12 protein-coding genes are annotated in these 18650 nt (G+C 71.9%); 6 read left to right on the plus strand and 6 right to left on the minus strand.

The genetic code is table 11. The annotated features are described in order from the left end of the window. The first annotated feature begins 6 nt into the window (after window positions 1–6). The 3 genes from ACIQWR_RS05795 to ACIQWR_RS05805 are packed head-to-tail and all read left to right on the plus strand — an operon-like array spanning window position 7 to window position 2848. Window positions 7–975, plus strand: a complete 969-nt coding sequence (locus ACIQWR_RS05795) for an EamA family transporter (RefSeq protein ID WP_404005364.1) — start codon at window positions 7–9, stop codon at window positions 973–975. A gap of 42 nt (window positions 976–1017) precedes the next feature. Beyond that, window positions 1018–1941 (plus strand): DMT family transporter, encoded by a 924-nt coding sequence (locus ACIQWR_RS05800; protein WP_404005365.1) that lies wholly within the window; start codon window positions 1018–1020, stop codon window positions 1939–1941. 10 nt (window positions 1942–1951) lie between these two features. Continuing rightward, window positions 1952–2848: a LysR substrate-binding domain-containing protein gene (locus ACIQWR_RS05805; RefSeq protein ID WP_404005366.1), complete on the plus strand. Its 897-nt coding sequence runs from the start codon at window positions 1952–1954 to the stop codon at window positions 2846–2848. Between the two features lie 430 nt (window positions 2849–3278). Here the strand turns inward: ACIQWR_RS05805 and pepN (ACIQWR_RS05810) are convergent, their stop codons facing one another. Together pepN (ACIQWR_RS05810) and ACIQWR_RS05815 are read right to left on the minus strand one after the other, a co-directional pair. Further along, window positions 3279–5864, minus strand: a complete 2586-nt coding sequence (gene pepN, locus ACIQWR_RS05810) for an aminopeptidase N (protein ID WP_404005367.1) — start codon at window positions 5862–5864, stop codon at window positions 3279–3281. Between the two features lie 162 nt (window positions 5865–6026). After that, window positions 6027–7055 carry an aspartate-semialdehyde dehydrogenase gene (locus tag ACIQWR_RS05815; RefSeq protein ID WP_404005368.1) on the minus strand — a complete coding sequence of 343 codons (1029 nt, stop codon included), beginning with the start codon at window positions 7053–7055 and terminating at the stop codon, window positions 6027–6029. A 265-nt stretch (window positions 7056–7320) separates the two neighbouring features. Between ACIQWR_RS05815 and ACIQWR_RS05820 the strand changes: the two genes are divergently transcribed. Continuing rightward, complete coding sequence (locus ACIQWR_RS05820) at window positions 7321–8802, plus strand: M28 family metallopeptidase (RefSeq protein ID WP_404005369.1); 1482 nt, start codon at window positions 7321–7323, stop codon at window positions 8800–8802. Window positions 8803–8899: 97 nt separating this feature from the next. Here the strand turns inward: ACIQWR_RS05820 and ACIQWR_RS05825 are convergent, their stop codons facing one another. Both ACIQWR_RS05825 and ACIQWR_RS05830 read right to left on the minus strand, forming a co-directional pair. Beyond that, window positions 8900–12223 (minus strand): S8 family serine peptidase, encoded by a 3324-nt coding sequence (locus tag ACIQWR_RS05825; protein WP_404005370.1) that lies wholly within the window; start codon window positions 12221–12223, stop codon window positions 8900–8902. Between the two features lie 274 nt (window positions 12224–12497). Then, window positions 12498–13064, minus strand: a complete 567-nt coding sequence (locus ACIQWR_RS05830; RefSeq protein WP_404005372.1) for a CGNR zinc finger domain-containing protein — start codon at window positions 13062–13064, stop codon at window positions 12498–12500. Window positions 13065–13188: 124 nt separating this feature from the next. Between ACIQWR_RS05830 and ACIQWR_RS05835 the strand changes: the two genes are divergently transcribed. After that, window positions 13189–13650, plus strand: a complete 462-nt coding sequence (locus tag ACIQWR_RS05835) for a VOC family protein (RefSeq protein WP_404005374.1) — start codon at window positions 13189–13191, stop codon at window positions 13648–13650. Window positions 13651–13664: 14 nt separating this feature from the next. Further along, window positions 13665–14612 (plus strand): pyridoxamine 5'-phosphate oxidase family protein, encoded by a 948-nt coding sequence (locus ACIQWR_RS05840; protein WP_404005375.1) that lies wholly within the window; start codon window positions 13665–13667, stop codon window positions 14610–14612. On the opposite strand, the gene ACIQWR_RS05845 is transcribed toward ACIQWR_RS05840, so the two are convergent. Both ACIQWR_RS05845 and pepN (ACIQWR_RS05850) read right to left on the minus strand, forming a co-directional pair. Beyond that, the gene (locus tag ACIQWR_RS05845) at window positions 14588–15547 is read right to left on the minus strand and encodes a hypothetical protein (RefSeq protein ID WP_404005377.1); all 960 of its coding nucleotides are present in this window, start codon (window positions 15545–15547) and stop codon (window positions 14588–14590) included. The genes ACIQWR_RS05840 and ACIQWR_RS05845 overlap by 25 nt on opposite strands. A gap of 395 nt (window positions 15548–15942) precedes the next feature. Then, on the minus strand, window positions 15943–18501 hold the full coding sequence (gene pepN, locus ACIQWR_RS05850) for an aminopeptidase N (RefSeq protein ID WP_404005379.1): 2559 nt from the start codon (window positions 18499–18501) through the stop codon (window positions 15943–15945). Window positions 18502–18650: the final 149 nt, after the last annotated feature.

Raw genomic sequence — 18650 nt, forward strand, 5'->3', positions numbered from 1 at the left:
ACCACCATGAAGCGCCTCGCCACCGTCGCCCTGACCGCCCTCGCCCCGATCTCCTGGGGTTCCACCTACGCCGTCGCCACCGAGCTGCTGCCCCCCGACCGGCCCCTGTTCACGGGGGTGATGCGGGCCCTGCCCGCCGGGCTGATGCTCATAGCCGTCGCCCGGATCCTGCCCAAGGGCGCCTGGTGGTGGAAGTCCTTAGTGCTGGGCGCCCTGAACATCGGCGCCTTCTTCCCGCTGCTGTTCCTCGCCGCCTACCGGCTGCCGGGCGGGGTCGCCGCCGTCCTCGGCTCGCTCGGCCCGCTCGCGGTCATCGGGCTCGCCGGGCTGCTGCTGGGCGAGAAGGCCGGTACGAAGTCGCTGCTCGCCGCGATCGTGGGGGCCCTCGGGGTCAGCATGGTCGTGCTCAAGGCCGGGGCCGCGCTCGACCTGGTCGGCGTACTCGCCGGCATCGCCTCCGCCGCCTCGATGGCGGCCGGAACCGTCATGACCAAGCGCTGGGGCCGCCCCGAGGGCGTGGGCCCGCTGGCCCTGACGGGCTGGCAGCTGACCGCGGGCGGGCTGTTGCTCCTGCCCGTCGCGGCCCTGGTCGAGGGGGCCCCGCCCGCCCTCGACGGCAAGGCCTTCCTCGGCTACGGCTACATGATGCTGATCAACACGGGGATCGCGTACTGGCTCTGGTTCCGCGGGATCGGCCGGCTCACCGCGACCTCCGTGACCCTGCTCGGCCCGCTCTCGCCGCTCACCGCCGCCGTCATCGGCTGGGCCGCGCTGGGGCAGGCGCTCTCCCCGGTCCAGGTGGCCGGGATGACGATCGCCTTCGCGGCGACGCTCGTGGGCCAGCTGCCCGCCCGCACCCGCAAGGTCCGTACCGGCAAGGTCCGAACCCGTACCCCGCTCGAACCGTTCACGATTACTGAACAGAACGATCGAAACATTTCGATGGACCTGGTCAATGGGCAGGTGCGACGGTAGCACCGGAAACCACCCGCACCAGATCCCAGGGGGAGACACACAGTGGCCGTCATGGACCGCGTCCGTACCGCTTCGAAGGCACAGCAGGGCAGCGGGAAGAAGGGCGTCGCCGGGCTCGGCGTGCTCCTCGCCCTGATCGCCACGGTCGTCTGGTCCGGCAGCTTCGTCGCCACCCGGGACATGGCGGACTCCGTCCCGCCCGTCCAGGCCGTCTTCTGGCGCTGGGTCATCGCGATCCTCGCCGTCGCCCCCTTCGCCGCCCGGCAGGCCTGGCAGCAGCGGGCCCTGATCCGCCGCCACTTCGGCTACGTCGCGCTCGCCTCGCTGCTCGGCATAGCGATGTACAACACCCTGGTCCACCAGGCCGGGCTCACCACCCCCGCCGGCACCATGGGCATGATCATGGCGGCCTCGCCGGTCATCATGGCCGTCTACTCCCGCCTCGGCGGCGAGAAGCTGGGCCCGCGCCGCACCGGCGGCATGCTGCTCGCCGCCTTCGGCGTGCTGCTCCTCGTCGGCCACGGCTCACTCGGCTTCGACTTCGCCGCCGGCGACCTGTGGATGTTCGCCGCCGCCCTGTCGTTCGCCTCCTACAGCGCCCTGCTGCGCCGCAAGCCCGCCGAGATCGGCGGCCCCGCCTTCCTGTTGACCACCTTCGTCCTCGGCGCCCTGATGCTCGCCCCGCTCTACGCGGTCTCGGTCCACGTGCAGGGCGGCTTCGAGGTCGCACCCGGTACGGTCGGCCCGCTGCTCTACGTCGGGGTCTTCTCCTCCGCCGTCGCCTTCTTCGCCTGGAACAAGGCCGTCTCGCTGATCGGCGCGGCCCGCGCGGGCGTCGTCTACTACCTCCAGCCGGTCTGCGTCGCCGTCCTCGGCTTCCTCCTCATCGGCGAACGGACCAGCCCCACCGAGCTGCTGTGCATGGCGCTGATCCTGGGCGGTGTGACCCTGGGTGCCCGCCGGTAGGTTCGGTCCCATGCACGACTGGGACATCAAGAAGCTGCGGATCCTGCGGACCCTCGCCGAACGGGGGACCGTGACCGCGACGGCCGAGGCGCTGAACATGACGCCCTCGGCCGTTTCGCAGCAGCTGACCAACCTCGCCAAACAGCTCGGCGTGGGACTGCTGGAGGCGCAGGGGCGCCGGGTCCGGCTCACCGACGCCGCCCACCTGGTCCTGCGGCACACCGAGGCGGTCTTCGCCCAGCTGGAACGGGCCGACGCGGAGTTGGCCGGCTACCTGGCCGGTGAGGCGGGCGAGGTCCGGGTGGGCGCCTTCTCCACCGCCGTCCCCGCGCTCGTGGTCCCGGCCGTCGCCGCGCTGCGCCGCAGCCATCCGGGGATCGAGGTGCGGGTGCGGGAGGCGGAGGCCGCGGAGGCGTACGAGCTGCTCTCGGCCGGGTCGGTGGACCTGGCGCTGTCCCTGGCGGCCCACGCGCCGACCGCCCGCGACCCGCGGTTCACCCGGATCCCGCTCTTCGCGGACCCGCTGGACGTGGCGCTCCCGGCGGACCACCGGCTGGCCGGGGCGGCGGGGCTGCGGCTCGCGGACCTGTCCGGGGAGCGGTGGATCTTCGGGGGCAGCGGTCCCTGGTCGGAGATCACCCGCACCGCGTGCGAGGCGGCGGGCTTCGTCCCGGAGCGGGCGCACTCGGCCGCCGGGTGGACGGCGATCCTGGCCATGGTGGAGGCGGGGATGGGGGTGGCGCTGGTCCCCCGGATGGCGGTGACCCGCCGGGCCTATGACGTCGCGGTGCGGGTCCTGGAGGCCGACCGGCCGGCCCGGCACGTGGTCGCCGCCCTCCGCCGCGGCGCCGAAGCCGCGCCCGCGGTGGCCCGAGTCCTGACGGCCCTCCGCGAAGCGGCCCCCTAGCCACACCGTCCGCCTCAAACGCCGGCGGGGCTTGAGTCAGCCCGTCGGGCCCGCGCCTCAATCGCCGGCAAGGGGATGCCGAATTCAGCCCGCCCGGCGTTTGAGGGCCCGCCGGAGGCGGTGTCGGTGGGTGGCCTCGGCCGGCCGTCCCGGGCGCTGCCCGGACCCGCGCCTCAAACGCCGGCGAGGCTATATGCAGCCCGACGGGGCCAGATGAAGCCCGCCCGGCGATTGAGGGCGCTCCGACGGGGCCAGACCTAGCCCGCCCGGCGTTTGAGGGCAACCAGGCAGGCGGGCCCGCGCCTCAAACGCCGGCGGGGCTACACATAGCCCGCCCGGCGTTTGAGGGCAATCGGGCGGGCGGGCCCGCGCCGCGAGCGCCGGGCGGGGATGATCTAGCCCGCCCGGCGTTCGAGGGCGTGGGGGTGGGTCAGGACGCCGCGTCGGCGGACTGGGCGCGGAGGGCTCGTTCGACCCCGGAGCGGGACTCCGACACCAGGCGGCGCAGCGCAGCGTTCGGCTCGGCCGCCGACAGCCACGCGTCCGTCGCGTCCAGCGTCTCCTGGGAGACGAGGAGCGCCGGGTACAGGCCCACCGCGATCTGCTGCGCGATCTCGTGGCTGCGGGAGTCCCACACGCCCTTGACCGCCGCGAAGTACTTCTCCGCGTACGGCGCCAGCAGCTCGCGCTGGTCGGTCTGCACGAAGCCGCCGATCACGGCCTCCTGCACGGCGTTCGGCAGGTCGCCGGACTCCACCACCGAGGCCCACGCCTCGGCCTTCGCCTCGGCGGTCGGCCGCGCGGCGCGCGCGGTCGCCGCGTGGCGCTCGCCCGCCGCGGTCTTGTCCCGCTCCAGCTCCGCCGCGATCGCCGCGTCGCCGAGCACGCCGGTCGCGACCAGCCGCCCCAGGAACGCCCAGCGCAGCTCGGTGTCGACGACGAGGCCGTCGATCTCCGCCTGCCCGCTCAGCAGCGCCGCCAGGAAGGTCAGCTGACCCTCGGTGCGGGCCGTCGCCGCGAAGGCGCGGGCCCAGGCGAGCTGGTGGTCGCTGCCGGCCGGGGCCGCGCGCAGGTGCTCCAGCGTGGCCTCGGTCCAGGTGGCCAGGCCGCTCTCGCGCCAGGCCGGGTCGGCGTACAGGTCGATGGCCAGCTTCACCTGGCGGTGCAGCGACTGCACCACGCCGATGTCCGACTCCTTGCCGATGCCCGACAGGACGAGGGCGAGGTAGTCGCGCGCGGCCAGTTCGCCGTCGCGCGTCATGTCCCAGGCCGAGGCCCAGCACAGCGCGCGCGGCAGCGATTCCTGGAAGTCGCCCAGGTGCGCGGTGACCGTGGCGAGCGAGAGCTCGTCGAGGCGGACCTTGGCGTAGGACAGGTCGTCGTCGTTGAGCAGGACGACGTCGGGGCGCTGGAGGCCGACGAGCTCCGGTACGTCCGTCAGCTCGGCGGCGGTCACGTCCAGCTCGACGCGCCGCTCGCGCAGCAGCCGCCCGCTCTCCCGGTCGATCGAGTAGAAGCCGATCGCGATCCGGTGCGGACGCAGGACCGGCTCGCCCTTGGCGCCGGCGGGCAGTGCCGGGGCCTCCTGGCGGACGGCGAAGGAGGTGATGACGCCGTTCGCGTCGGTCTCGATCGCCGGGCGCAGGATGTTGATGCCGGCCGTCTCCAGCCATGCCTTCGACCAGGTGGTCAGGTCGCGGCCGGAGGTCTCCTCCAGCGCGCCGAGCAGGTCGGACAGGCGGGTGTTGCCGAAGGCGTGGGCCTTGAAGTAGGCCTGGACGCCCTTGAAGAACGGCTCCATGCCGACGTAGGCGACGAGCTGCTTGAGGACCGAGGCGCCCTTGGCGTAGGTGATCCCGTCGAAGTTGACGAGCACGTCGTCCAGGTCACGGATGTCGGCCATGATCGGGTGCGTCGAGGGCAGCTGGTCCTGCCGGTACGCCCAGGTCTTCATGGAGTTGGCGAAGGACGTCCAGGCGTGCGGCCACTTCGAGTCCTCGGCGTAGGCCTGGCAGGCGATCGAGGTGTAGGTCGCGAACGACTCGTTCAGCCACAGGTCGTTCCACCACTCCATGGTGACCAGGTCGCCGAACCACATGTGCGCCAGCTCGTGCAGGATGGTCTCGGCGCGCAGCTCGTACGCCGCGTCGGTCACCTTCGAGCGGAAGACGTACTGGTCACGGATGGTGACCGCGCCCGCGTTCTCCATCGCGCCCGCGTTGAACTCCGGCACGAAGAGCTGGTCGTACTTCGCGAAGGGGTAGTCGTAGGCGAACTTCTCCTGGAACCAGGTGAAGCCCTGCCGGGTCACGTCGAAGATCGCGTCCGCGTCGAGGAACTCGGCGAGCGAGGGGCGGCAGTAGATGCCGAGCGGGACGGACTGGCCGTCGGCGCCCTCGTAGCTGCTGTGGACCGCGTGGTACGGGCCGACGATCAGCGCGGTGATGTAGGTGGAGATACGCGGGGTCGGCTCGAAGCGCCAGACGTTGTCCTTGACGTCGGCGGCCTCCGGCGTCGGGGAGTTCGAGATCACGGTCCAGCCCTCGGGGGCCGTCACGGTGAAGCGGAACGTCGCCTTCAGGTCGGGCTGCTCGAAGCTCGCGAAGACGCGGCGGGCGTCCGGCACCTCGAACTGGGTGTACAGGTAGGCCTGCTCGTCGACCGGGTCGACGAAGCGGTGCAGGCCCTCACCGGTGTTGGTGTAGCCGCAGTCGGCGACGACGCGCAGCTCGTTGGCGCCGGCCAGCAGGCCCGGGAGCGCGATCCTGGAATCCTGGAACACGGCGGACGCGTCCAGCGCGGTGCCGTTCAGCACGATCTCGCGGACGGACGGCGCGACCAGGTCGATGAAGGACTCCGCGCCCGCCTCGGACGCCTCGAAGCGCACGGTGGTCGCGGACCGGAAGGTGCCGCCCTCCTGCGCACCGCTGAGGTCGAGATCGATCTCGTACGAGTCGATGGTCAGCAGCTTCGCGCGCTGCTGGGCTTCTTCGCGGGTCAGATTCGTGCCAGGCACGCGGCATCTCCTTCGATGGTGACGTTGCCCGGCCATCCTTCCATGCGGGCCGCGTCACCGCGTCGGAGTAATCCACGGGCGAAATCACCGGGTGTGTCGCTGCCCGAGGCGCGGCGTCGGTACGGCGCCGCACCGACGCCGCGCCTCGGGTCGCGTGCGGGGTCAGCCGCGCAGTTCCTCGGCCACCAGCTCCGCGATCTGGACCGCGTTCAGCGCGGCGCCCTTGCGGAGGTTGTCGTTGGAGAGGAAGAGCGCGAGGCCGTTGTCGACGGTCTCGTCCACGCGGATGCGGCCGACGTACGAGGCGTCCTTGCCCGCCGCCTGGAGCGGGGTCGGGATCTCGGACAGCTCGACGCCCGGGGCGGCGCCCAGCAGCTCGTAGGCGCGCTCGACGCTGATCGGAGCGGCGAAGCGGGCGTTGACCTGGAGCGAGTGGCCCGAGAAGACGGGGACGCGCACGCAGGTGCCGGAGACCTTCAGCTCCGGGATGCCCAGGATCTTGCGGGACTCGTTGCGGAGCTTCTGCTCCTCGTCGGTCTCGAAGGAGCCGTCGTCGACCAGGTTGCCCGCGAGCGGCACGACGTTGTAGGCGATCGGGCGCTTGTAGACGGTCGGCTCGGGGAAGTCCACGGCGCCGCCGTCGAAGGTCAGCTGGTCGGCGGCCTCGGCGACCGCGCAGGCCTGGCCCTTGAGCTCGGCGACGCCCGCCAGGCCCGAGCCGGAGACGGCCTGGTAGGTGGTGGCGACCAGCGCGGTCAGGCCGGCCTCGTCGTGCAGGGGGCGCAGGACCGGCATCGCGGCCATGGTGGTGCAGTTCGGGTTCGCGATGATGCCCTTGGGGCGGTCCTTGATCGCCTGCGGGTTGACCTCGGAGACGACCAGGGGGACCTCGGGGTCGCCGCGCCAGGCGGAGGAGTTGTCGATCACGACGGCGCCCTGCGAGGCGACCTTCTCGGCCAGCGCGCGCGAGGTGGCGCCGCCCGCCGAGAAGAGCACGATGTCCAGGCCGGAGTAGTCGGCCGTGGAGGCGTCCTCGATGGTGATCTGCTGGCCCTCCCACTCCAGGACCGTGCCCGCGGAGCGGGCCGAGGCGAACAGCCGCAGCTCGTCCATCGGGAACTTCCGCTCGGCGAGGATGCCGCGCATGACTCCGCCGACCTGTCCGGTGGCTCCGACGATTCCGACCCTCACGGTGACTCCTCTGGTACGTACGACGCGGGCGCGCGTGAAGCCATCATGCGTTCGACCCCACGAGCCTTGTCCAATCCATTGTCCGAGGAACGGACGGTGTCCGGATCGTGTACCCCCGTGACGAGTGTGTGGCGGCCGTGTTGCACAGCCGCCGATCGTCCGTTTTGTCGGTTCCCGGGTGGCTACGGTCCGGTCTGTCGTGACCGATATGCGGACACGATCGTCCACAGGGCGAACCATCGCCCCACACCCGGGAGGAACCCCCGTGCGCGCCCACCGCAACCGCCGGTCCATACCGGCGCTCGCCGCCCTCGCGGCCGCCGCCGTCGCCGCTCCGCTGCTGCTGACCGCAGGCCCGGCCGCCGCCGCCCCCGCGCGCGACGGGAAGCTCGCCAAGGAGCTGGTCGAGGAGGTCACCGCCCGCGGGGCCTACCGCCACCTGGCGAAGTTCCAGCAGATCGCCGACGCCAACGGCGGCAACCGCGCCGCGGGCTCGCCGGGGCACGCGGCCTCCGCCGCCTACGTCCACGACACCCTGAAGAAGGCCGGGTACCAGGTCTCCTACCAGGACTTCGACATCTTCGAGGCGCACACGAAGACGGAGCGGACCACCGTCCTCGGCGCGGACACCCGCGAGCTGGCCACCGCCGCCTTCACCTTCACCAGGTCCACCCCGGCGGGCGGCCTGGTCGCCCCGCTGGCCCTCGCCCGGGTCGACGAGACCCCCGGCTGCGACGCGGCCGACTATCCCGCCGGGGCCTTCGCCGGGAAGATCGCCCTGGTCAAGCGGGGCAGCTGCACCTTCGTGGAGAAGCAGAAGGCGGCCGCCGCGGCCGGTGCGATCGGGGTCATCGTCTACAACCACAGCGGGACCACCCCGGTCCGCGGCGGCTTCTCCTCGCCCGCCGAGGGCGTCATCCCGAGCGCGGGCATCACCCTCGCCGACGGCGAGGCGCTGACCGCGGCCGCCGCCAAGGGCGAGGTGTCGGTGCGCCTGGACCTCGACCAGGAGCACGTGAAGAAGACCACGCGCAACGTGATCGCCGAGACCCGCGGCGGCCGCGCCGACAAGGTGGTCGCGCTCGGCTCCCACCTGGACTCGGTCCCCGAGGGCCCGGGCATCAACGACAACGGCTCCGGCTCGGCCGGTCTGCTGGAGGTCGCCCTCAAGCTGGCCGACGAGGGCGCCAACAAGAAGGGCAAGGGACCCGCGAACAAGGTCCGCTTCGCCTGGTGGTCGGCGGAGGAGCTGGGCCTGCTGGGCTCGGAGCACTACGTGGCCCAGCTGTCCGAGAAGCAGAAGAAGGACATCGCGCTCTACCTGAACTTCGACATGATCGCCTCGCCGAACCCGGTCCAGTTCGTCTACGACGGCGACGACTCGGACAAGGTCGGCGAGGGCGCCGGTCCGGCCGGATCGGCGCAGATCGAGGCGCTGATCAACGGCTTCCTCGACAAGAAGAAGAAGCCGCACGAGGGCAGTGACTTCGACGGCCGCTCCGACTACGGCCCCTTCATCGCGAACGGCATCCCGGCGGGCGGCACCTTCACCGGCGCCGAGGGCATCAAGACCGCCGAGCAGGCCAAGCGGTACGGCGGGAAGGCGGGGGCCCCGTACGACCCCAACTACCACGGGGCCGGCGACACCCTGAAGAACCTGGACCTCAAGGCGTTCGACACCAACCTGGACGTCATCGCCCACGCGGTGGGCACCTACGCCCAGGACCTGAGCTCGATCGGCAAGTAGCCGCGCGAGGAGGGGGGAACGGGGGGAGGGGGGAACGGGGGGAGGGGCGGTGCTCGTAGAGCACCGCCCCTCCGTCATGCCGTGATCAGGTCGACCGTTACGGGAGGACCTTCTCGATCTGCACGCTGCCGGTGCCGGCGGCGGTGCCGCGGCCGTTGAGCAGCTGGACCTGGCCGAAGAACTGACGGCCCTCGGGGGCCGCGCTGTTGACCAGGACGTTCGCCGAGACGCTCGTCGAGGCACCGTTGGCGAGGTTCACCTTGGCGGCCTCGTCGACCTGGACGGAGCCCAGGGCGGAGGAGAAGAACACGTCACGGTAGTCGTACGTGGTGGTGCCGGACGGCACCGCGTAGCCGGTGACGATGATCGTGTAGGTGCCGGCGGCCGGGTTGGCCAGGCTCACGGCCTCCTCGGAGTCGCCGTCGGCGGAGGAGCCGACCTTGACGCCGTTGAGCTGGACTTCGAGGTCCAGGTCGGCGGCGGTGTCGGAGACGCCGCCGATGGCGATGTCCAGACGCGAGACGCCCGCACCGATGGTGACGGTCGAGGTCTGCACCTCGCCGGCCTTGATGGTCGGCTTGGCGACCTTCGCGGAACCGAGCTGGCCGCCCTGGAGCTTGCCGCCGGTGATGGCCGCGCCGTCGTTCTTGACGGTCCACTGGACCGGAGCCGCGGTGCCCTGCTTGACCTCGGGGAGCACCTTGACCGCCGGGTCGAAGCCCGCGCCCAGGACGCTGACGTCCAGCTTGAACGGGTTGTCGAGCAGCGGCGAGGTGCGGCGCGCCTCGACCTCGATCTCCCAGACGCCGGGCGTCGGGTTCGCGTACGAACGGAGGTCGGGGCGGCAGGTGTTGGCCGGGTTGTCGTAGTTCGGGTAGCACTGCGTCGTCGCGCTGTCCTCGACGCCCACGCCGTACGGGTGGATCGAGATGAAGCGCGTCTGGCTGCCCGCCGCGAGACCACCGAGCGCGACCTCGAGGGTCTTGGCGCCCTGCGGCACGGTGACGAAGTACGACTTGTTGCTGTTGCGCTGCACGGACGAGGTGTCCGAGAGGCCGAAGGACGGCTTCGCCAGCGGGGTCGCCGCGACGACGGTCGTCATGATCTGCTTGTCGATGCCCTCGGTGGTGGCGTCGTCCAGCTGCAGGATGCCGCTGTGCGCGCCCGCCGTCTTCGGGTTGGCCTCGACCTTGATCGTGACGGGCTTGTTCAGCGGCAGGGTGACGTAGTCGTAGCCGCCGACCACCTTGAAGGTGCCGTCGTTGTTGCGCCAGGTCAGGTCGTGGCGGGTGCCGTACTTGACGCCGGTGGTGCGGGTGACGACGACGTCGTAGACCTTCTTCTGGCCGACCTTCAGGCCGCCCTCGCGGTCGTAGAGGCCGGTGCCGAAGCCCGGGGTCTTCAGGAACTGGTCGATCGCGGTGTCGACCGGGGCCTTGACGGCGAAGTCATTGGCCTTCGGGCCGCGCTGGATGGACTCCCACGCGCCACCGATGTCGATCAGGCCGGCGCCCTGCTCGTGCGCGGAGGCCCCGTCGATCTTCTTCGCGGTGCTGGTGAGCGCGATGCGCAGGCTCGCCGGGGTCAGCGCGACGTTGTTCTGCTTGGCGGCCGAGATCAGCAGGGCGCTGGCGCCCGTCGCCTGCGGCGAGGACATCGAGGTGCCCTGGAGCATCGAGTAACCGGCCGGCAGGGTGTAGCCGGCCTCCTTGACCGGGGAGCCGGGCAGCCAGGTCTGGGTGGTGTTGATCGCGGCGCCGGGGGCGGTGATGGTCGGCGTCAGGCCGCCGTCCTCGCGCGGACCGCGCGAGGAGAACGGGAAGAGCGCGTACTTCTTGGTCACGCCGGAGCCGTAGTTGGCGGCCCAGGTCTCCTTGGAGACCGCGGCGCCGACACTGATGACCTTGTCGGCGAGGCCGGGGTCACCGATGGTGTTGACGCCCGGGCCCTCGTTGCCCGCCGAGATGACGAGCTGGACGCCGTAGGTGTCGATCAGGCGGGTGTACAGCTCGGAACGCGCGTTGTTGCCGTCGTTCAGCGCCGGCAGGCCGCCGATGGACATGTTGACGATGTCCACGTGGCGGTTGACGACGAGGTCGATCATGCCCTCGGTCAGCGCGATGTTGGTGCAGCCGCCGGTCCAGGAGCAGGCGCGCGAGGAGACGAGCTTCGCGCCGGGGGCCTCGCCGTTCATCTTGCCGCCGAACAGGCTGTTCGCCGCGGTGATGCCCGCGACGTGGGTGCCGTGCTCGGACTCGATGATGCCGATGTTGACGAAGTCGGCCTTCTTGCCGACCCAGTCCCCGCCGTACGGGTCCATCGGGACGTCCTTGCGGATCTCGATGGTGAACGGGATCCGCTCGGCGACGTCGGTCGCCGGGTTGTCCGTGCCGAAGTAGCCGATCTGGTAGCCGTCCTTGTACGGCTTCATCGGCTCGTTGTTGGTGAAGTCGCCGTCCTGGTCGGTGTCGACGCGGACGGTGCCGGCCACCGGGTCGTACAGCATGCCGAACTTGTCGGTGGTGTCGCCGTCGCGGTTGACGTCGCCCTTCATGTCACCGGTGGCGGTGATGGACTCGCTGAAGCGGCTCCACTGGAACGAGCCCTCGGGGGCCTTCCAGCTCTGGCCGCCCGCGGTGAAGGAACCGCCGGTCGCGGTCACCGGGGTGATCTGCGGGCGCCAGGTCGCGTCGTTGTCCGCGATCGGGTCGGTCGCCGTCACCCAGTCGACGATCTTGCGCTCGCCGGTGGTGGTCTTCTGGAGCGCGGGGTGACCGAGGTCGACGCCGGAGTCCAGGATGCCGATGGTCACGCCGCGGCCGTCGGCCTGCGGGTTCTGCTTCACGAAGTCGACCGCGCCCGTCTCGAAGGACGGGTTGTACGGGTTCTTCGCGGGGGTGTTCTTGTCGGGCCCGGGGTAGGTCTCGGAAGCCGTCTTCTTCGCAGGCGCGTTCTCCTGCTTGGCGTCGGGACGCGGGTCCGGCAGCGCGATCTCGTGACGCAGGTCGATGCCGTGCACGGTCGACAGCTTGGCGGCGGCCTTGAGGGCCGCGTCCGCCTTGTCGGTCGGCAGCGTGGCGCGCACGTAGCCGAGCTTGTCGTACGTCTGGCCCACCGAGGCGCCCTGTACGGCGTCCAGCTGCTGGGCCACCTGCTTGGTCTCGCCGGGGGCGGTCGCCACCATCACGGTGACGGTCTTCTCGCCCTTGGCCTGCGCCTGCTGGAGCAGTTCGGCGTCGGCGGAACCGAGCTTCTGGTCTGCGGACTTGACCGCGGCGGAAGCGGCCGGGTCGACGGTGCCACCCGCAGCGAACACGGGCACCGCGCCGGTGGCCGCGAGGGCGGCCACCAGGCCCGCCGCGGCCGCGACGCGTGCGACGCGTCGCGTGCCGGATATGGAGCCGGGGGATTCGAGGGTCATCAGCATCCCTGGATAAGTGAAAGAAACGGTCCGGATTTCGGTGCCGGATGACCGGTCAGCTTGGCGCAAGTGACAGCTGTTTGGGGAGGGTTGTCATTGACCGTGACCTGTCATGGCGGATATTCGCCACCGCGGGGTATGCGCCACTGAAGCCTTACGTGGGCAGACCGGTACCAATCGAGGGTGCTGAAGAGGAGATTTGTAGACTCGCTGACCGGATGTCAGCGCATGGGCCGCGCCGGGGTGCGGTCCGGGTGTGACAGATTCGGGCCCTCTACCGCTCGCGCGTGCGCGCGTAATGACGTGAGGCCTTCGCCCGGTTGCCGCAGGCGGTCATCGAGCACCAGCGCCGGGTGCCGTTGCGCGAGGTGTCGTAGAAGCGCAGGACGCAGCTGTCCGAGGCGCACTTACGGATCCGGTCGGGCGCGGCGGTCAGCAGGTCGAGGTAGCCGCGGGCGGCCGTCCAGGCCGGGCCCCAGGCCGGGTCGGCGAACTCGGCCCGCTCGCCGGGCCCTTCGGCGGTCAGCGTGGCCCGGATCCGGCCGTGTTCGAGCACCGCGTCGATCAGCGCGCGGGCCCCCGCGTCGGCGGGGTCCGCGACCGCGCGGGCCAGTGCCTCGCGCGCGGTCAGCAGGTGGATCAGGGTCGGCGGGTCGGCCCGGAAGCGGTCGTCGAGCCCGGTGGAGCGCAGCCAGAGGGCCACCCCCTCCACCCGGGTCAGCCCGGCGGCGCCGGCCCCGGCGAAGAGGTCGGTGAGCACCCCGTCCTGCATCCAGCGGGTGTTCAGCAGGTCCAGGGCGATCGGTTCCCCGGTCAGCGGCCGCGGGTCCGTCGTCGTCATGCCTGCTCCTGTGGCCCCTCGAAGGTCGAGCTAACCCCTCAAGAATACGTGACCGGTTGACTGGGTGGCTTCTAACCTTTAACTTTGATGTAGAAGGTTAGCCATTGGAAAGGAACCGGCCACCATGACGACGACCGCCATCAGCGCGCTGCGCACCGGCCACATCGGCCTGAACGTCACCGATCTCGACCGCTCGCTCGGCTTCTACCGGGACGCGCTCGGCTTCGAGCGGCTCGGCGAGGGCAAGGAGGCGGACCGTCGCTACGCCTTCCTCGGCCAGGACGGCGCACTCGTCCTCACGCTCTGGGAGCAGGCGAGCGTCCCCTTCGCCCCGGCCGCCGCCGGACTGCACCACCTGGCCCTGTCGGCGGACACGATCGAGGAGGTGCGGGCGTACGAGGAGCGGCTGCGCGCGCTCGGCGTCGACTTCGCCTACGACGGTGTCGTCCCCCACGGTGAGGGCGCGGCCTCCGGCGGGATCTTCTTCCACGACCCCGACGGCACCCGGCTGGAGATCTCCGTCCCGGCCGGTGTCGAGGACGCTCAGGCGCCCGTAGCGGGCGCTCCCACCTGCGGCTTCTTCTAGAAAGGGGTACGGGCGTGACGTACCGCCGAGGTTCCTTGGACGTACAGCGGCGCGTGGGTGTCCGGGAGGCCGCCGAGCACGTCGGGCGCGCCGTGGGCAGCGGCATCCGCGAGGTCGCGGCCGTCTTCCTGGAGCAGCAGCCCTTCCTGGTGGTCGGGGCCGCGGACGCGGCGGGCCTGCTGTGGGCCTCGCAGCTGACCGGCCCGCCCGGCTTCGTACGGGCCACCGGGCCGCACCGGATCACGGTGAGCGGCGGGGTCCCCGAGGGCGACCCGCTCGCCGGGGTGCTGGCGGTCCCCGGGACCGCCGTGGGCACCATCGCCCTCGACCCGCGGACCCGGCGCCGGATGCGGCTCAACGGGGTCGTGGACGCGGGGGCGGGTGCGGCGGGCCGGTTCAGCGTCGAGGCGGAGCAGGTCTTCTCCAACTGCCCCAAGTACCTCCAGAAGCGGCAGCCGTTGGTGTTGGTGTCCGAGGGGGGCGGGGTCGAGCGGCACGGGGGTGCGCTCACCCCCGACCAGCAGGCCTGGGTGCGGTCCGCCGACACCTTCTTCGTGGCGACCACCGCCGGGGGCGGGGTCGAGGCCAGTCACCGCGGCGGCCATCCCGGTTTCGTCCGGGTGGACGCGCCCGGCGAGCTGTCCTGGCCGGACTATCCCGGCAACGCCATGTTCCTGACCCTGGGCAACCTCGCCACCGACCCGCGGGCCGGGCTGCTCTTCCCGCACTGGGAGAGCGGTGCGCTGCTCCAGCTCAGCGGCCGGGCCCGGACCGAGTACGCGGCCGACGGCTCCCGGACCGTCCGCTTCACCGTGGCCTCGGTGATCGAGAGCCGCCACCCGGGCCGGCTGCGCTGGAGCGGGCCGGAGTACTCCCCGGCCAACCCTCCCGTCGACGCCGGGACCGCCACGGGGGTCGGCCCCGCGCCGCAGGAGGGTCACCGGGGGAGCACGACGAGGTAGGCGGCGGGCTCGCGGTCGGCCGAGGCCGTCAGTGCGGTCCGGACGACCGCCGCCTGCTGCTCGGCGTGGTCGCGCAGCTTGCGCGGGGTGATGTGCAGGACGGTCACCCCGAGTCGCTCCAGGGCGTCCCGCTTGCGCGCGCACTCCGACCACTGCTCGTCCTCGCCCTGGCGCGGGGCCCGGGTGTCCAGCTCCACCGCGACCGCCTGGTCGGGCCAGTAGGCGTCCACCCCGCCCAGGTGCGGGCCGCCGGGGACCCGCAGGTCCACGTTCCACACCGGCTCGGGCAGGCCGTACAGGCGCACCAGGTCGTACAGCCGGTCCTCGGCGATGGACCGCCCCTCCGCCAGCAACGACTCGACCGCGTCCACCACGTGCGGACGGCTCAGCAGCCGGGCCACCGTCAACTCCCTCACCAGTGCCGCCGGTTCGCAGTGCCCGCCGCGCACCGCCTCGCTCAGCAGGCGCCGTACGGTCTGGGCGTCCGAGAGCTGCGCGACGGCGTCGGCCACGGCGCGGGCGACCGGAGCCACCGGGAGTCCGGTGACCTCCTGCGGGCGGGGCGGGGTGTGCGAACGGACCACCCGGACGCAGCCGGTGGAGCGGAGCCTGCGGGTGCCGGGGACCAGTACGTCGAGCTGGGGCAGGGCGAGCAGGGTGGGTGCGGAGGTGAACCGGTAGAGCGCGAGCGCCGCGAGCCCCGTGATCATGACCTCGCCGCCGCGGCGGCCCGCGTACAGCAGCGCCGCGTGCAGTCGCTCCTCGCTGGTCGCGGGCCCCGAGTGGAGCAGGAACACCCCGGGCAGGATCTGCTGCCAGGGCCGGCCGGCGGCGTCCGAGGCGGTGACGCCGTGCTCGCGGAGCTCGGCGAGGGTCAGGACGCGGGGGCGGGTGCCGGTGAGGTGCCGGAGGGGGAGGGGCGTGTTGTGGTTCATGAGCCGGGGATTCCGCATCCGGCCGCCCCGCTAACCGCTGTTACACGCTCGTCGACAAACCGGGACAAGCCAGGGCTAAAGTACGGGCGTTCGACTGTCGATAGGGCCCCCGCCGAATCCGCCCCTTCCAGCCGGCTCATCCAGCCCGCCCGACGTTTGAGGGCATCTTTGAGCCGCGCCCGACTCCCCAGCCGGCCCGGCGTTTGAGGGCGCCTTTGGGCCGCGCCCGACTCCCCAGCCGGCCCGGCGTTTGAGGGCGTCTTTGGGCCGCGCCCGGGGCGGGCGTTGCCTCCGGCGGCGCCTCAAACGCCGGCGGGGCTGGATGGTGCCGGCGAGGCTGGCGATCAGCCTCGCCGGCGTTTGAGGCGCGGGGTGCGGGGCGGAGCCCCGCGGGGTCAGGCCTGGGCCGCCGCCGCGTCGCAGCGCTGGCCGCGCAACGCCCGGGCCAGGTCGTCACGCGACTCCAGCACCAGCCGACGCAGCGCCGGCGCCCCGTCGGCGTGCTCCGCCAGCCACGCGTCCGCGAGGGCCAGCGTCGCCTCCGTGTCCTGGAGCGCGGGGAACAGCCCGCGGACGACGTCCATGCCGATCTGGATCGAACGCTCGCTCCAGACCCGCTCGATCGCGTCGAAGTACCGCTGCGCGTACGGCGCGAGCAGCTCCCGCTGCGAGGACTGCTGCATGCCCGAGATCGTCGCCTCGACCAGCGCGTTCGACAGGGCGTCCGACTCCACCACCACGGCCCACGCCTGCGCCTTGACGGCCTCCGACGGCCGCGCCGCCAGGCACCGCACCTGGTGGCGCCGGCCCGAGGCCGTGTCGTCGCGCGTCAGTTCGGCGGCGAGCACGCCCTCGTCCACCGCGCCGTGCGCGCTCAGCGGCAGCAGGAAGTCCCAGCGCAGCTCCTGGTCCACCTCCAGCCCGTCGATCCGCGCGCTGCCGTCGAGCAGCCCCAGCAGCAGCTGGTAGTCGCCCTCGGTCGTCGCACCGGCCGCGAAGAAGCGGGCCCAGGTCAGCTGGTGCTCCGAGCCCGGCTCGGCCAGCCGCAGCTCCTGCAGCGCGCAGGCCGCCAGCACCTTGCCGCCCTGCTCGCGCCACTCCGGCGCGCCGTAGTGGGTGACCGCGCTCTGCGCCTGCGCGTGCAGCATCTGGAGCACGCCGACGTCCGTCTCGCGGCCCGCGTGGGCCAGGACCAGCGCGAGGAAGTCCCGCGCCGGCATCAGCGCGTCGCGCGTCAGGTTCCACAGCGCCGACCAGCACATCGCCCGGGCCAGCGGGTCGGTCAGGTCGCCGAGGTGCGCGCGCAGCGTGGCCAGCGAGCCCTCGTCGAAGCGGATCTTGCAGTAGGTCAGGTCGTCGTCGTTGACCAGGATCAGGTCGGGCCGCTCGGCACCCGCCAGCTCGGCGACCACCGTGCGGGCGCCCGCGACGTCGGCCTCGGTGCGCGCGTAGCGGACCAGGGCGCTGTCCTGCAGCCGGTAGAGGCCGATCGCCACCCGGTGCGGGCGCGGTTCGTCGCCCTCCTGGAGCACGGCGAGCTCGGTGATCCGTCCGGCCGCGTCGTAGGTCACCAGCGGGGTCAGCGCGTTCACGCCGGCCGTCTGGAGCCAGGACCGCGACCACTGCGCCATGTCCCGGCCGGAGACCTCGGCCAGCACCGTCAGCAGGTCGTCGAGGGTGGTGTTGCCGTAGGCGTTGGCCTTGAAGTAGCGGCGCGCGCCTTCGAGGAAGGCGTCCCGGCCGACGTAGGCGACGAGCTGCTTGAGCACGGCCGCGCCCTTGGCGTACGTGATGCCGTCGAAGTTGAGCTTCGCGTCCTCCAGGTCACGGATGTCGGCCGTGATCGGGTGCGTGGACGGCAGCTGGTCGGCCCGGTAGGCCCAGGCCTTGCGGTTGTTGGCGAAGGTGACCCAGCCGTTGTCGAAGCGGGTCGCCTCGACCATCGAGAAGGTGCCCATGAAGTCCGCGAAGGACTCCTTCAGCCACAGGTCGTCCCACCACTTCATGGTGACCAGGTCGCCGAACCACATGTGCGCCATCTCGTGCAGGATGACGTTCGCGCGCCGCTCGTAGGAGGCCCGGGTGACCTTCCCGCGGAAGATGTACTCCTCGCGGAAGGTGACCATCCCCGGGTTCTCCATGGCGCCCAGGTTGTACTCCGGCACGAAGGCCTGGTCGTACTTGCCGAAGGGGTACGGGAAGTCGAAGTGCTCGTGGAAGAAGTCGAAGCCCTGCTTGGTGACCAGGAAGACGTCGTCCGCGTCGAAGTGCTTGGCCAGCCCCTTGCGGCACATCGCACCGAGCGGGATGGTCAGGTCCCCGCGCGTGTAGGTGTCCGTGACGTAGTGGTAGGGACCCGCGACCACGCAGGTGATGTACGTCGAGATCGGCGCGGTCTCGGCGAAGCGGCGGGTGTCGCCCTCGCGGGACTCCTCCGCGCCGTTGCTCCAGACCTGCCAGCCCTCGGGCGCCGTCACCTCGAAGCGGTAGGGGGCCTTCAGGTCGGGCTGTTCGAAGTTCGCGTACACCCGCCGGGCGTCGGCCGGCTCGTACTGGGTGTAGAGGTAGACCTCGCCGTCCTCCGGGTCGACGAAGCGGTGCATGCCCTCACCGGTCCGGCTGTAGGCGCAGTTCGCGTCCACGACCAGCACGTTCTCGCTGGCCAGGTCCGCCAGCGCGATCCGCGAGCCGTCGAAGACGGCGGCCACGTCGAGGGCGGCGCCGTTGAGCGTGACCGTGTTCACCGAGGGGGCGATCAGGTCCGCGAAGGTGGCGGCGCCGGGTACGGCGGAGCGGAAGCGGAGCGTCGTCACCGAGCGGAAGGTCCGTGGCCCATCGGCCGGTTCGCTCTCGTCCACGGCGGACCGCAGGTCGAGGACGACCTCGTACCCCTGGACGGACAGCAGCTCGGCCCGCTCACGGGCCTCGTCGCGGGACAGGTTTTCACCGGACACGGGCACTCCTTCGTGCGTGTTCACGTGTTCACGTTTTCGGTTCGAATCCTCCCACGGGGAATGCGTCCGGCCGTCGGGCGGTTGCGACGGTGAGCGCGCCCCCCGGGTGCGCCCCCGATCCGCCCCCAGCCGTGTCCCCGAGGACCGCC

The organism is Streptomyces sp. NPDC098789, from assembly GCF_044759975.1.
GTDB lineage: Bacteria > Actinomycetota > Actinomycetes > Streptomycetales > Streptomycetaceae > Streptomyces.

Bases quoted from the DNA above. Each gene is read 5' to 3' on its own strand.
- ACIQWR_RS05795 (WP_404005364.1), top strand. From the start codon at position 7: ATGAAGCGCCTCGCCACCGTCGCCCTGACCGCCCTCGCCCCGATCTCC.
- ACIQWR_RS05805 (WP_404005366.1), top strand. From the start codon at position 1,952: ATGCACGACTGGGACATCAAGAAGCTGCGGATCCTGCGGACCCTCGCC.
- ACIQWR_RS05825 (WP_404005370.1), bottom strand. From the start codon at position 12,223: ATGACCCTCGAATCCCCCGGCTCCATATCCGGCACGCGACGCGTCGCA.
- ACIQWR_RS05830 (WP_404005372.1), bottom strand. From the start codon at position 13,064: ATGACGACGACGGACCCGCGGCCGCTGACCGGGGAACCGATCGCCCTG.
- ACIQWR_RS05835 (WP_404005374.1), top strand. From the start codon at position 13,189: ATGACGACGACCGCCATCAGCGCGCTGCGCACCGGCCACATCGGCCTG.
- ACIQWR_RS05845 (WP_404005377.1), bottom strand. From the start codon at position 15,547: ATGAACCACAACACGCCCCTCCCCCTCCGGCACCTCACCGGCACCCGC.